We start from the raw sequence: 13,015 nt of genomic DNA, 5'->3' as shown, positions 1-13,015 counted from the left end.
AATTCCGGACGGAAAACCGCTCCGCACTTTTCCTGGAATTGCTTTAGCGAAACAGCAGATGGCTGCCGATGACATAAAGCATGTAGATACCGGACGCGACCAGCATGCAGAGAACGGCAAAGGAGCCGAGATCCTTGGCGTGCTTGCCGACGTTGGAAATCTCCGGCGAGATCCGGTCGATCACCTCTTCCACCGCCGTATTCATGGCTTCGACTGCGAAGACGGCCAGGAACAAGACCATCGCGATGACGATCTCACCGATGGTCGCGCCGACGGCGATCAACAGGATCAGTCCCGCTCCGGCAAAAAGAAGCTCCTGGCGAAAGGCCGATTCCTGCAACAGCCGCTGAAATCCGCCCCAGGAATAGCCGGCAGCGGCGAAAAAGTGCCGAATCCCGGTCTCTTTATTGACCGCTGATTTTGAAAACTCAGCCATTCGCGCTCCGCCCGTATTGTCCCGGTTGCAATCTGGATGCCTTGCGAATACCGCCTCACCGTGGGCGAAGCAAGGCAACAGCTCTCGTCGCCTCGAAATTCATTGCAGTTTTATGACGGAAAACCGATCATCTACAGGAAATTGAGCGACGAAACGTTTATTTCAACGTTTCGTCGCTCGGTTTTTCAGTGCTTGTTCGTAACCCCGGCGCTTTCGAACGTCGCCATGCCCGAATGGCAGGCTGCCGCAGCCTTGACGATACCCGCGGCCAATGCCGCCCCCGTACCTTCACCAAGCCGCATGCCGAGCGCCAGAAGCGGCGTCTTGCCGAGCTTTTCGATCGAACGGAGATGACCCGGCTCGGCCGAGACATGCCCGATCAGGCAATGATCGAGAGCAGAGGGATTGCCAGCCTTGAGAACAGAGGCAGCGGCCGTCGCGACATAGCCGTCGATGATAACAGGGATACGCTCCATGCGCGCGGCGAGGATGGCGCCGGCCATGGCGGCGATCTCGCGGCCGCCAAGGCGGCGCAGGATTTCTAGCGGATCGTTGAGATGATCGCGATGAAGCGCGACCGCCTTCTCGACGGCAGCGATCTTGCGCTTCAGCATCTCACCTTCCGAGCCGGTGCCTGGGCCAACCCAGTCTTCGGCCTTGCCGCCATAGAGCGCGTAATGAATGGCCGCGGCGATCGTGGTATTGCCGATGCCCATCTCGCCAATGCAGAGCAGATCCGTACCGCCGGCAATTGCCTCCATGCCGAAGGCCATGGTGGCCGCGCAGTCGCGTTCGCTCAATGCCGGTTCTTCGGTGATATCTCCGGTCGGGAACTCGAGCGCGAGATCGAAGACCTTGAGGCCGAGATCGTAGGCAACGCAGATCTGGTTGATGGCTGCACCGCCGGCCGCGAAATTTTCCACCATCTGTTGCGTGACGGAAGGCGGAAACGGCGTAATTCCCTGCTTCGTGACACCATGATTGCCGGCAAAGATCGCCACCAGAGGCCGGGTCACGGCCGGCGGACGACCGGTCCAGGCCGCGAGCCAGAAAGCGATTTCCTCTAGTCTTCCAAGCGCGCCCGGCGGCTTGGTGAGCTGTGCATCACGTTCGCGCGCGGCCACGAGCGCCCGGGCATCCGGGCCTGGAAGGTCGCGCAGCAATGCGCGGAAATCGTCGAATGGGAGGCCGCTGACGCTCATGAATGCGTTCCTTGTCTTTTAGTCTCAAATCGGGTTCTTTGCGTGCGACTCTATTAGTCCTGGGAATCGGCGTGAACAACTCCAAAAGCGCCCGATGCTGTCGCGCGTATGGCGGGGAGAGGAAGAAATGCGGGAATATATGCGTGACATCGCGCGCTCCGTCGCTTTCTTGAGCCGCATTCCCGTGCCGTCGTCCTTCTTCGAAGGCGATGACGGCAAGCTGTCGCGTGTTTCACGCGCTTTTCCTGTCGCCGGCCTGCTGATCGCCCTGCCCTCTGCACTGACCTTCAGCGTGCTGCTTGCCCTCAATGCCGATCCGTTAATGGCCGCATTGCTGGCGCTTGCCGTGCATACGCTCCTGACCGGCGCCCTCCATGAAGACGGTCTCAGCGACACGGCAGACGGATTGGGCGGCGGCAAGAACCGCGAGCGCGCACTCGAAATCATGAAGGACAGCCGTATCGGGACGTACGGGGCGGCAGCGTTGATACTGTCCTTCGGATTGCGGGCGGCAGCACTTGCCGCCATCGCCCGGCATCTCCCGCCTGAGGACGCCGCAGTCGCAATCCTCGCCGCGGCCACCTTGAGCCGCGGTGCCATGGTCTGGCATTGGTACGCCCTGCCCCCAGCCAAACCGGATGGGATCGCGGCATCAGCGGGCAAGCCGGATGGCGATGCCATGCAGCTGGCGCTGCTTGCGACACTTGGCCTGGCGGTACTGCTCGTCGGTCCTGCCATGGGCATTCCGGCGCTGGTTGGCTGCCTTCTTGCGACAAGCGCCGCGGCATTTCTGGCCACGCGATATATCCGTCAGAAATTGACTGGCCATACGGGCGATACGATCGGCGCGACCCAGCAGATTTGCGAGATCGCGTCGCTCTGCACCCTTGCCATGTGCGTTTGAAGCATCGATATATGATCCCATGCTGACACCCTGCATCCTCGTTTGCTCCATCGATCAGAACACCGGCTATTGCTTCGGCTGCGGCCGCACATCCGCTGAAATCGGCGCGTGGATGAACTATAGCGATGACGAACGCCGTCAGATCATGGAAATGCTTCCGGAGCGCCTGACCAAGGTCGAGCGCAAGCCACGCCGGGAGACCCGCCGCCAAAGGATGGCACGGGAGCGCAGCGCCGTATGAACCGCCTGAACATCGTTCTCGTCATTCTCGGCATCGGCCTCGCACTGCTCGTCTTCAACAATAATACCGGCTCCACCTTCGGCATGCGCAATGACGACTTCGCGCGTGTCGTCTATCTCGTGCCGATCGCCCTGATGATGAGCGCCGCCGTCTGGGCTAGCCGGCATACGGTCAGCCAGTCGATCCGTAATCTTCTCATCTGGTTCGTCATCATCATGGCGCTTGCAACCGCCTACATCTATCGCCGCGATGCAGAACAGGTCTGCAACCGCCTCTTCGCCGGCCTGATGCCCGGCCATGCAGTCGTCGTCACGACGAGCGAAGGCGGTCAGGAAGTCATCCTACACAAGCGTTCGAACGGGCATTTCGAAGCGAAGGTCATGATCAACGGCCAACCGATCGACATGCTGATCGACACCGGCGCCAGCACCATCGCCCTGTCGCAGGAAGACGCCGAGCGCGTTGGTATCATTCCGGAAAACCTCACCTATTCGCAGACGGTACTGACCGCCAACGGCCGCGCCAGAGCGGCTCCCGTGGAACTCGGCTCCGTCGCAATCGGCCCGATCAAGCGCAGGGATGTCCAAGCGAGCGTGGCAGAAGCAGGCAGGCTCGATCAGAGCCTGCTCGGCATGAGCTTTCTCGAAACCCTGGGGTCCATGCAGATGCAGACGGACGAGCTTCGGCTGCGAGACTAATGAACCATCGCATGCGATAGTTCGGTTGGGAGCGAAGCATTCGCCGGCCTCTTCACTCTAAAAGATGGCATGTCCAAACCTTATAAGAGTGAAAAACGATGACGCCGGCAAGACCGAACCTGACGACCGAACTGCTGCTTCTTCTTGCACTCGCGACCTGCTGGGGCGCCTCTTACACCTTCATCCGCGTCGGCGTGGCAACCATTCCGCCGATCACGCTGATTGCCGCGCGAACCCTGATCGCCGGTCTTGTCCTGCTCGCCATCATACGCTGGCGCGGGCTGAGCCTGCCGAGAGACGCCGCCACATGGAAGCGCTTCCTCATTCAGTCCTGCCTCAACAGCGCCATTCCCTTCACGTTGATCGCCTGGGCGGAACAGACCGTCGATGCCGGTCTGGCGACCATATTGAATTCCACGACACCGATTTTCGCCTTCCTGATTTCCGCTTTCCTGCTACGCAGCGAGCCGCTGACGGGACGCAAGCTATTTGGCATGATTGCCGGCATGGCGGGCATCTGCCTGATCATCGGCCTCGATGCGCTACATGGCATGGGCCGCCAATTGCTGCCGCAGCTTTCCGTTGTCGCGGCATCGATTTGCTATGCTTGTGCTGCCTTGTTCGGCCGCAATTTCAAGGGACTGGACCCGATGATGCCGGCAGCCGGCTCGTTGCTTTGCGGTGCCACCCTCCTGATCCCCGCGAGCCTGATTGTCGAACATCCCTGGCAAATTGCGCCATCGACAGCCTCGATCCTGGCACTGGTCGGCCTGTCGGTCGTCTCCACCGCGCTTGCCTTCAGCATCTATTTCCGACTTATCCAGACCCTGGGCTCGGTCGGCACGACGGCGCAGGCCTATCTTCGCGTCCCGATCGGCGTCGGCATCGGCGTTATCTTCCTCGGCGAGCCTCTATCCCCGACGGCAGCCATCGGTCTTGTCTGTGTCGTGGCAGGTGTCATGGCCATGACCATCGCACCACGCAGGAAGGCCCTGGCGTGAAAAGGCAATCACGTTCAGCGCTTGCATGGGACGTTTAGCTTAGCAGAGACAGATCGTCCCATGCGAAAATGAGATTATCGGAGCGCCAGATAGGTCCCGGATCGGTGTAACGACCGATCAATTGCCCCCCAAGCGCACGGTAGAAAGAGATTGCCGGCCCGTTGCCGACGACAACGCCAAGCGCGGCGCCCGAATATCCCATGGCAGCAAATTCTTCCATCATTGTCCGCATGAGCCGGCGGCCAAGCCCCTGACGCTTGATGGAGGGATCGATATAGAGCGATTTTATCTCACCGCGCCCCTCGAATGCTGGCTCGGACGCAGCTGCAATCGCGCCGATGCCGACAAGTCGCGCACCTTGTTCAGCCAGGAACACACGCTGATCCCGACGCGGAGTGGCCAGCATATCGGCCCATCGCGCGCGACGGTAATCTTCATCAAGGACCCGATAGACTTCGGCAGGCGCCAGATCGCGATAGGTATCGCACCAGATCGCGCGATGCAGCCTGGCGATGTCAGCAACATCACCGGCGAGCGCGAGCCTGATCTCTATGTCCGTCGTCATTGGGCATTTCTGAGGACGGTGCTGCGCAGCGCGCCGACGAGATAGAGCGAACCGGTAACAAGCATCCAGCCGCCGCGCTCGGCGGCTTTCACCATCGCCCGATCCAGCGCCCTGTGCGGGTCCGGCTCGGCTTCGCAATTCATACCCATGGACTTCCCCAACGCTTCCAGCTCGATCGCTGGATGGGCACGCCCCGATCCGGACGCTTCCGTAAAGACAACATAAGCCGCGTATCGCGATAACACGTCCAGAAAGCCGGGCGCATCCTTGTCGGATGCCAGTGCGACGATGGCAACACATTCGCCGCTGACCGAGGAAGAGCGCGTAATATCGCGCAACACAGCCTCGATATTGAACGGCACATGTGCACCATCCATGATGATGGGCAGGCTTTGCCGCCCCTTTGCCAATGCAGGCGACAGAGAGACGTCGAAACGCTCCATCCGCCCCGACAGACACGCCTTGTCGATAACAGCTTTTTCGAGCAGCCATGCACCGATCGGCTGACCCTTTTCGCCTCCCTCTCGTACACTCTCACCCTGCCGCCCCAGATGATCGAACACCACTCCGACCAGAGCGATATTCGTCTCCGCAATCGTCGCATCCTCGGGAAGAACGGTCCGAAGCACCTTGCAGCCCAGCTCATCGGCGCGCTGCTGCAACACCTGTCCTGCGACATCGTCGGCGGCAAGCGTCGTCACAAGCATCGCACCGGGCTTCAATATGCCGACTTTCTCCCGCGCGATCGCCTCGCGCGTGCTTCCCAGAATCTCCGTGTGCTCAAGGCCGATATTCGTGACGATCGCGACTTCGCCGAAGACAACATTCGTCGAATCCAGCCTGCCGCCCAGCCCGACCTCGACCACGACCCAGTTCAAACCGGCGTCCCTGAAGACGACGAAAGCGGCCGCCGTTATCACGTCGAACCAGGTGGCGTCCTCGCCGGCGGTTGCCGCCAGCTTCGCACTCTCATAGCTGTCGAGAACCAGCATAATCGCGGTTGCCAGTGCATCGTCCTCGACCTCCTGGCCGAGAATGCTGACACGCTCGTTCACGCGGTCCACATGTGGCGACCCATAGCGTCCGATCCGCCAGCCAGCCCGCAGCAATCCAGCCTCGAGGAGCGCCGATACCGATCCCTTACCCTTGGTGCCGGCGACGTGGATGGCGCGGAAGCTCCGATGCGGGTTGCCCAAGCGCTGCATGAGATCGAGCATCGGCTCGAGACCGACCCGCATCTCTCCCCGCGGCTTGCGCTCCCAATTGGTCAGTTGATCGAGCCGGGAAAGTGCCTGAGGCAGCGAAGGATTGAGATGAGCCTGCGACATTGAATGCTTTCCTGGACTATTTTATTGCGGCTGCAAAAGCCGCAGGCCTTCTTAAGCCCGCCAGCCTGGCATCGCCATCAATTTCTCAAGCGATATCCCGTCCGGAAAATCCATCCAAGGATGATCAGACAGACGACAAGGAAGAGTGTGATCATGGCAAGGCTCAGCACCGGATTGACGTCGGCAATGCCATAGAAGCTCCAGCGGAAGCCGCTGACCAGATAGAGGACCGGATTGAGGTGGCTAACCGCCTGCCAGAAGGGCGGCAGCATGTTGATCGAATAGAAGCTGCCGCCAAGGAAGGTGAGCGGCGGCACGACCAGCATCGGGATCAGGTTCAGCTGCTCGAAATTCCCAGCCCATATGCCGATCATGAAGCCGAATAGGCTGAAGGTGACGGCCGTCAGCACGAAGAACAGGATCATCATGAAAGGATGCTCGATCCTGATATCGACGAAGAAACTTGCCGTGGCGAGAATAATAAGGCCGATCAGCATCCCCTTGGTGGCAGCCGCACCGACATAGCCGAGCACAATTTCCGTCATGGCGACAGGCGCCGACAGCACCTCGTAGATCGTACCGGTGAACTTCGGGAAATAAATGCCGAAGGAGCCGTTGCTGATGCACTGGCCGAGCAAGGTCAGCATGATCAGGCCGGGCGTGATGAACGCCCCATAGGAAACGCCCTCGACCAGATTGATGCGCGAACCGATCGCGGCACCGAAGACGATGAAATAGAGCGATGTGGAAATCACAGGCGAAACGACGCTCTGCAGCAGAGTGCGGCGCGTGCGGGCCATTTCGAACGAATAGATGGACTTGATCGCTTCGAAGTTCATTTACCTGCCTCCACCAGCGATACGAAAATATCCTCGAGCGAGCTCTGGCGCGTCGAGAGGTCCTTGAAATGAATTCCTTCGGCACCGAGTTTCGACAGCAGAGCCGCAATGCTCGACTGCTCGTCCTGGGCGTCGAAATCATAGATCAGCGTCAGTCCGTTCGGGCCTAGCGAAAGCCCGTTCCCGTTGAGAGACTCCGGTATGGCGTCGATCGGCTCGTTCAAATCGAGGATCAGCTGCTTGCGGCCGAGCTTGGCCATCAGCGCCCTCTTCTCCTCCACCAGCAGCAGCTCGCCACCATTGATGACGCCAACGCGATCGGCCGCTTCTTCCGCCTCTTCGATGTAATGCGTTGTGAGAATGATCGTGACGCCGGACGCGCGTAAGCGCTCGACCACATGCCACATGTCCTTGCGCAACGTCACGTCGACACCGGCCGTGGGCTCGTCGAGAAACAGGATCTCCGGTTCATGCGAGAGCGCTTTGGCAATGAGCACGCGTCGCTTCATGCCGCCGGAAAGCTGGCGAAGCATGTTGTCTTTCTTCTCCCAGAGCGAAAGATCGCGCAATATCTTCTCGATATATTCGGGGTTCGGCCTCTTGCCGTGAAGCCCGCGCGAAAAGCTGACTGTATTCCAGACGGTTTCGAACTGATCGGTCGTCAATTCCTGCGGCACAAGGCCGATCAGGCTGCGCGTAGCGCGAAAATCGCGCACGACGTCATAACCGCCGACGGTCACAGACCCACCGCTCGGGTTGGCAATCCCGCAGACGATGGAAATCAGTGTTGTCTTGCCGGCACCGTTCGGCCCCAGCAGCGCCAGGATTTCCCCTCGCTCGATATCGAGACTGACACCTTTCAGCGCCTGAAACCCGTTGGAGTAGGTTTTGGTCAGATTACTTATGGAAATGATCGGAGCCATAGCGAGGCAAAGTCCGGCTTTTGTGATGAATTTCGCGGCGTTTGCCCGCTATATAACCGGTTCTAACCTTTGACCACCCCACGGTAGCGGAACACAGCGTTCGCCCAGGGTAAATAAGCTGTCATCAAATCGTGACCTTCGTCGGGCATATAGCTCCTTAGGTGAGCAACGTTTGTCGCAACTCCGCCCAACGCCTCTTGGCGACACCGTCAGCGCCTGCTGTATTGGCCGATTTATTGCTTTGCATTCATATTGCGTGCAGCATCATTGCAACATGAAGTTCTTTTCTGGAGCTGGCAAGGATCCCCCGTCGTTGCCATGCTCCGCTCAAGCCGGCTCCGCCGGCTTTTTTCTTTTTTGCCAGCTTACGATCGGGAAAGAACTTACCAATTGCCGTTTACGCCGCAGCCCGCCGGCGGCAGCGTCTTGTGTTCGAAGCGGGCTTTCAGCATCGCGCAACCCTTGTCGCGAATGGGTCCAGGCATCATGGAGTTGAGACCGATGCCGACTTCATCGAAGGGATCATCGGCATAGGCGACATAAGCATACCAGCGGCCGCCGATGACGATAATGATGGCAATCAGTGCGGCAACGAGCGCCCTTCCCAGGCTTCTCTTTCGTCTCGGTACGTCTTCCATGAACCCCTCCCTGCCATTTAGCTCGCGCAGTTGAGCGCGATTCCGCCGAAAGGTAAATCAGCTTTCCCGTTTGGCAAGGGTGGATGCTGCTCCGGCAAAGGGCCAATCAAAGGCTGCAATAGCGCCGGCCGCCTTGACGATCCCTGAGGTCGAAATGGAAATGGTTCCAGTGCTCCGGATTGCTGCCCGGGCCGAGCACCGTATCGAAATAGCGGCAGCTGTCGCTACGTACCGCCTTAAGCAACCGTCCTTCCCGGAAGGAGAACAAGCCCTTCTTGCGCACGTCGATCACATGGCCATTCTTCAGGACGAAGGTACCGACATCGATCGCGTTGCCATGCGCATGTTCCGACATAGGATTATAGCGTTGCCGGCTATTGTTCATCCGCCGGCAGGAATAGCCGCCAAGCGGTACGATCGTGCCGATACCCGTCCAGTAGCGCGTGCGTGCGGCTGGGGCGAGTTCGTTCTTCACCCATTTGGCGAAGGCAAGCGTCACCTGGCAATTCAAAGTCACCGCCGGTCGGACCGCGATATTACCGGAAAGGCCGCTGAGCGAAACCGGATAGGGAACCTGACATGCCGGACCGTTCGAGATCGCGGGCTTGTCGGTATAGACGACGCCCATGCGCTGCAATTCCCGACGGCAGGCGATTTCAGAAGGCGGCATCATGCCCGGCGTCGATTGCGGCGCTTCGAACTGCTGATCGAGGCGCGGTATCGGATTTTCGACACGCGGCAGCATCGCAACCTGCGTTCCCGGCAGCTGCCTCGGTATCCGCGACTGGTTGAGTTCGGCCTGTGCCGCCGTTCGCTGAATAATCGACCGGTTGGTCTGTACCGGCGCATCGGTGCCGATGCCATCGACCACGGGCTGGTCGGACTGACCTTCCGCAATGTTCTGCTGCTCTTCCTGCGCCAATCCCACCACCGAGGCGGATTGCGCCTCTTCGCTCGGCCCGACGCCAAGTTCGGCATCCATATTGACGCCCTGAGAGGGGATATCCGACTGCTGTGCTAAGCCGGCTTCGACATCCGTGGTGGTCACAGCCTCGCCAGTGCCGTTGGAACGAACGGGACCGCCGCTCTTGTAACTGCTCGATGCGGAAACGACGGGATCTTGTACCCCTTGGTAGGCAAATTGGCGTTGCGGCACACTGCGATGCGGCTTGATGGACCCGACACGCGAGGAGTTGTCGATGCCGGATGGCGGCACAAGGCTGTCGGCCGTACAGGCGACCAGCGCCGACGACAATAGCAATGGCAGCGCGACCCGCCGTAGAATGGGTAAAATGGCCATAATCCTGATCCGCTGCCCCAGCCACGGTCGGTAATGATTACAAACCCTAAATGGGAAGGGTGAACGAAAGCTTACCGCGGGGTGATCTCGGTGTTTCACACAGGCACCACGTCACCGCATAGTGGCTTGAAGCAAAACACCCACAGGAGTCCTCCATGGAAATGCGGGTATGGCTTTTCCATCGCGACCGGATTGCATAGGCTGATTGTCGGAATCGACCGTGAACAGGAGCAGATGAATGAATGACAGCGTCAAACCGAGAGGGGAACTGACATTGCGCACGCTTGCCATGCCCGCCGACGCCAATCCCGCCGGCGATATCTTTGGCGGCTGGGTCATGGCGCAGATGGACTTGGCAAGTGGCATCCGCGCCGCCGAGCGGGCGCGCGGCCGCGTGGTCACGGCCGCCGTCAAGGAGATGGCCTTCGAACTGCCGGTCAAGATCGGCGACACGCTGAGCGTCTTCACCGATGTCGAACGCGTCGGCCGCACCTCGATCACCCTGAGCGTCGAAGCATGGGCGCACCGCGCCCGTTATAACAGCCTGGAGAAAGTGACGGCTGCGACCTTCATCATGGTCGCGCTCGATGAAAACGGCTTGCCGAAGGCCGTACCGGAGGAGAGCTGACGCGATGGATTCGGCGCACACACCGGAAGTCTACGTCTATATCAGGACGGTCATGAGCATGGTGATCGGCCTTTCGCTGGCTCAGCTTCTGACTCGGCTTGCCGGTTTCGTACAGGCGCCGGGCAAGAACAAGATCTACCCCGTCCATATCGGCTGGGTATTGTCCATGTTCCTGTTCATCATCCATTTCTGGTGGTGGGAGTACCGGCTACAATCGGTTGCGCAGATCAATTTCGGCGTCTACCTCTTTCTCATCTGCTTCTGCTGCCTCTTCTATTTCCTCTGCGTATTGCTCAATCCGCCGTCGGTCGAGGATTATGGCGGCTTCGAGGAGTATTTCATCTCCCGCCGCCATTGGTTCTTCGGCCTGCTCGCCGTCACCTACGCGGTAGACCTCATCGACACATTGTTGAAGGGGGAAGCCTATTTCCGGTCGCTCGGCTGGGAATATCCAATACGCAATGTCGTCTATGTCATCCTTTGCATCATCGCCTCAATCACCGCGAACCGGCGCTTCCAGGCGGCATTCGTGATCGTCGGGCTGATCTATCAGATCACATGGATCTTCCGCCTCTACGACGTACTTCCGGTATAGCGATCGCATCCGCCAGCGGGCATTAAATCCACCGCCATTTGGGTTTCTGCGATCCTTGACCAAGACATCGCCATATTGTTCAGATCGATTAAGGTCTGGGACGCAGGTGGGAGACTGAAGCCTTGAGGACAAAGAGCTATGCATTGGGATTGGCGCTCGCTCTTTCGCTGCCCTGGCTTGCTCATGCCGAGGACCCAGCCCCAGGACCCGCCAATACGACGATCGACCTGAAATACTGGGTGGAATTCGCAAAACAGGGCAATTCGGCCGCTCAATATGGTCTCGGCTATCGCTACGCCAACGGTCAGGGCGTGGAACAGGATGACGCTCAGGCCGTCGATTGGTATCGGAAATCGGCTGAGCAGGGCAATGCGCAGGCCCAATATGCACTCGCCTACATGTATGCCAGCGGCCGCGGCGTCGATACCGATCTGAAGCAGGCAAACGACTGGTATTTAAGGGCGGCGCAGGCTGGCAATGCCGATGCCCAATATGCCATCGGCTATTCCTATGCCAATGGCCGCGGCATGGCCGTCAGTGATGAAGCCGCCGTCGCCTGGTATCAGAAATCCGCCTCCCAGGGACAGGCGCAGGCGCAATATGCGCTCGGCTACATGTATGCCAATGGTCTCGGGGTGCATCAGGACGAGGCGATCGCACTCGGCTGGTATCGCAAGGCGGCTGACCAAGGTCGGCCCGACGCCGAATACGCAATCGGCTACATGTACGACAACGGTCAAGGCGCCGAAGAAGACCAGGAACAGGCTGTCGCCTGGTACAAAAAGGCCGGCAATCAAGGAGTTGCGCAGGGTCTGTATGCAGTCGGCTATGCCTACGCCAACGGCAAGGGTGTGACACGGAACGATGCCGAAGCCTATTCCTGGTATATGAAGGCGGCGATAAAAGGCCGTGCTGACGCGCAATACGCCGTTGGTTACAGTCTTGCAAACGGGATAGGCGTCGCCCGAGACTACAGGCAGGCGCTGCAATGGTATCGCAAAGCTGCCGATCAGGGTCGCCCCGATGCGCAATATGCTATCGGCTACCTCTACGCCAACGGCCAGGGCGTGAAGACTGACGACGATAGCGCGGTGAGATGGTATCGCAAGGCCGCCGAACAAGGCGACGCACAGGGTCAATATGCCCTCGCCTACATGTATGCCGGCGGCCGCGGCGTTGGCAGGGACTATGGCAAGGCCGTTGACTGGTACCAGAAGGCGGCAAGCCAGGGTCACGCTGACGCCCAATACGCACTCGGCTACATGTATGAAAACGGTCAGGGGACGACGGCTGACAAATCGGCCGCCGCCAGCTGGTACCGCAAGGCGGCCGACCAGAACAATTCACAGGGCGAATATGCCCTCGCCTACCTTTATTATCAGGGCGCGGGTGTTCCCAAGGACTATGGCCAAACGGCCGCTCTGCTTCGCAAAGCAGCCGATCAGGGCGATGCTCGGGCGGAATACGGTCTTGGATATCTGTATTATAACGGCTATGGCGTGCCAAAGGACTCCAAGACCGCTGCCGACTGGTTCAACAAGGCAGCGGCCAAAGGGTTGCCGGAAGCGCAGCACGGACTCAGCTATATGGAAGCCAATGGCGAGGGCCCGATCAAGGATCTCGGACCGCTGGGACAAGGGGCCGCCAGCAAAAAAGGCACGGGTGTCAGCACGGGCTGGCTCTTATTTCATTTGCTAATGGTGCTCGTGCCCTAGCG

Annotated in this window: 15 protein-coding genes; 7 read left to right on the top strand and 8 right to left on the bottom strand. The window is 59.5% G+C overall.

Features of this window, described 5'->3' with window-relative positions; translation table 11 throughout:
* Positions 1–43: 43 nt before the first annotated feature.
* A complete protein-coding gene (locus tag AC13QE_RS07630; RefSeq protein ID WP_488483220.1) occupies positions 44–436 on the bottom strand; it encodes a diacylglycerol kinase in 393 nt (130 codons plus the stop codon).
* 185 nt (positions 437–621) lie between these two features.
* Positions 622–1,638: a nicotinate-nucleotide--dimethylbenzimidazole phosphoribosyltransferase gene (gene cobT, locus AC13QE_RS07625; RefSeq protein WP_488483219.1), complete on the bottom strand. Its 1,017-nt coding sequence runs from the start codon at positions 1,636–1,638 to the stop codon at positions 622–624.
* Between the two features lie 127 nt (positions 1,639–1,765).
* Here cobT and AC13QE_RS07620 point away from each other — a divergent pair, with 127 nt between their 5' ends.
* The 4 genes from AC13QE_RS07620 (at position 1,766) to AC13QE_RS07605 (ending at position 4,482) form a co-directional block, all read left to right on the top strand.
* Complete coding sequence (locus AC13QE_RS07620; RefSeq protein WP_488483218.1) at positions 1,766–2,542, top strand: adenosylcobinamide-GDP ribazoletransferase; 777 nt, start codon at positions 1,766–1,768, stop codon at positions 2,540–2,542.
* A 19-nt stretch (positions 2,543–2,561) separates the two neighbouring features.
* Positions 2,562–2,783 (top strand): DUF1289 domain-containing protein, encoded by a 222-nt coding sequence (locus AC13QE_RS07615; protein WP_112398367.1) that lies wholly within the window; start codon positions 2,562–2,564, stop codon positions 2,781–2,783.
* A complete protein-coding gene (locus AC13QE_RS07610; RefSeq protein ID WP_488483217.1) occupies positions 2,780–3,481 on the top strand; it encodes a retropepsin-like aspartic protease family protein in 702 nt (233 codons plus the stop codon). The genes AC13QE_RS07615 and AC13QE_RS07610 overlap by 4 nt, the downstream gene beginning before the upstream one ends.
* A gap of 98 nt (positions 3,482–3,579) precedes the next feature.
* On the top strand, positions 3,580–4,482 hold the full coding sequence (locus tag AC13QE_RS07605) for a DMT family transporter (RefSeq protein ID WP_488483216.1): 903 nt from the start codon (positions 3,580–3,582) through the stop codon (positions 4,480–4,482).
* Between the two features lie 34 nt (positions 4,483–4,516).
* On the opposite strand, the gene AC13QE_RS07600 is transcribed toward AC13QE_RS07605, so the two are convergent.
* The 6 genes from AC13QE_RS07600 to AC13QE_RS07575 form a co-directional block, all read right to left on the bottom strand.
* Positions 4,517–5,047 (bottom strand): GNAT family N-acetyltransferase, encoded by a 531-nt coding sequence (locus AC13QE_RS07600; protein WP_132716853.1) that lies wholly within the window; start codon positions 5,045–5,047, stop codon positions 4,517–4,519.
* A complete protein-coding gene (locus AC13QE_RS07595) occupies positions 5,044–6,375 on the bottom strand; it encodes a bifunctional folylpolyglutamate synthase/dihydrofolate synthase (protein WP_488483215.1) in 1,332 nt (443 codons plus the stop codon). Before AC13QE_RS07595 ends, AC13QE_RS07600 begins: the two co-directional genes overlap by 4 nt.
* 77 nt (positions 6,376–6,452) lie before the next feature.
* A complete protein-coding gene (locus AC13QE_RS07590) occupies positions 6,453–7,214 on the bottom strand; it encodes an ABC transporter permease (RefSeq protein WP_132716854.1) in 762 nt (253 codons plus the stop codon).
* Complete coding sequence (locus AC13QE_RS07585) at positions 7,211–8,137, bottom strand: ABC transporter ATP-binding protein (protein WP_488483214.1); 927 nt, start codon at positions 8,135–8,137, stop codon at positions 7,211–7,213. The genes AC13QE_RS07590 and AC13QE_RS07585 overlap by 4 nt, the downstream gene beginning before the upstream one ends.
* Before the next feature lie 383 nt (positions 8,138–8,520).
* Positions 8,521–8,775 carry a hypothetical protein gene (locus AC13QE_RS07580; protein ID WP_488483213.1) on the bottom strand — a complete coding sequence of 85 codons (255 nt, stop codon included), beginning with the start codon at positions 8,773–8,775 and terminating at the stop codon, positions 8,521–8,523.
* 106 nt (positions 8,776–8,881) lie between these two features.
* The gene (locus tag AC13QE_RS07575; protein WP_488483212.1) at positions 8,882–10,075 is read right to left on the bottom strand and encodes an extensin-like domain-containing protein; all 1,194 of its coding nucleotides are present in this window, start codon (positions 10,073–10,075) and stop codon (positions 8,882–8,884) included.
* Between the two features lie 238 nt (positions 10,076–10,313).
* Here AC13QE_RS07575 and AC13QE_RS07570 point away from each other — a divergent pair, with 238 nt between their 5' ends.
* From AC13QE_RS07570 to AC13QE_RS07560, 3 genes are all read left to right on the top strand, one after another.
* Positions 10,314–10,703 carry an acyl-CoA thioesterase gene (locus tag AC13QE_RS07570; RefSeq protein WP_112334649.1) on the top strand — a complete coding sequence of 130 codons (390 nt, stop codon included), beginning with the start codon at positions 10,314–10,316 and terminating at the stop codon, positions 10,701–10,703.
* 4 nt (positions 10,704–10,707) lie between these two features.
* Positions 10,708–11,298: a hypothetical protein gene (locus tag AC13QE_RS07565; protein WP_132716858.1), complete on the top strand. Its 591-nt coding sequence runs from the start codon at positions 10,708–10,710 to the stop codon at positions 11,296–11,298.
* Between the two features lie 122 nt (positions 11,299–11,420).
* The gene (locus AC13QE_RS07560; protein WP_488483211.1) at positions 11,421–13,013 is read left to right on the top strand and encodes an SEL1-like repeat protein; all 1,593 of its coding nucleotides are present in this window, start codon (positions 11,421–11,423) and stop codon (positions 13,011–13,013) included.
* Positions 13,014–13,015: the final 2 nt, after the last annotated feature.

It is taken from the genome of Martinezella sp. CNPSo 3957, assembly GCF_057784395.1.
The sequence above is the reverse complement of the archived record's forward strand: the minus strand, read 5'-3'. Positions and strand labels throughout refer to the sequence as shown.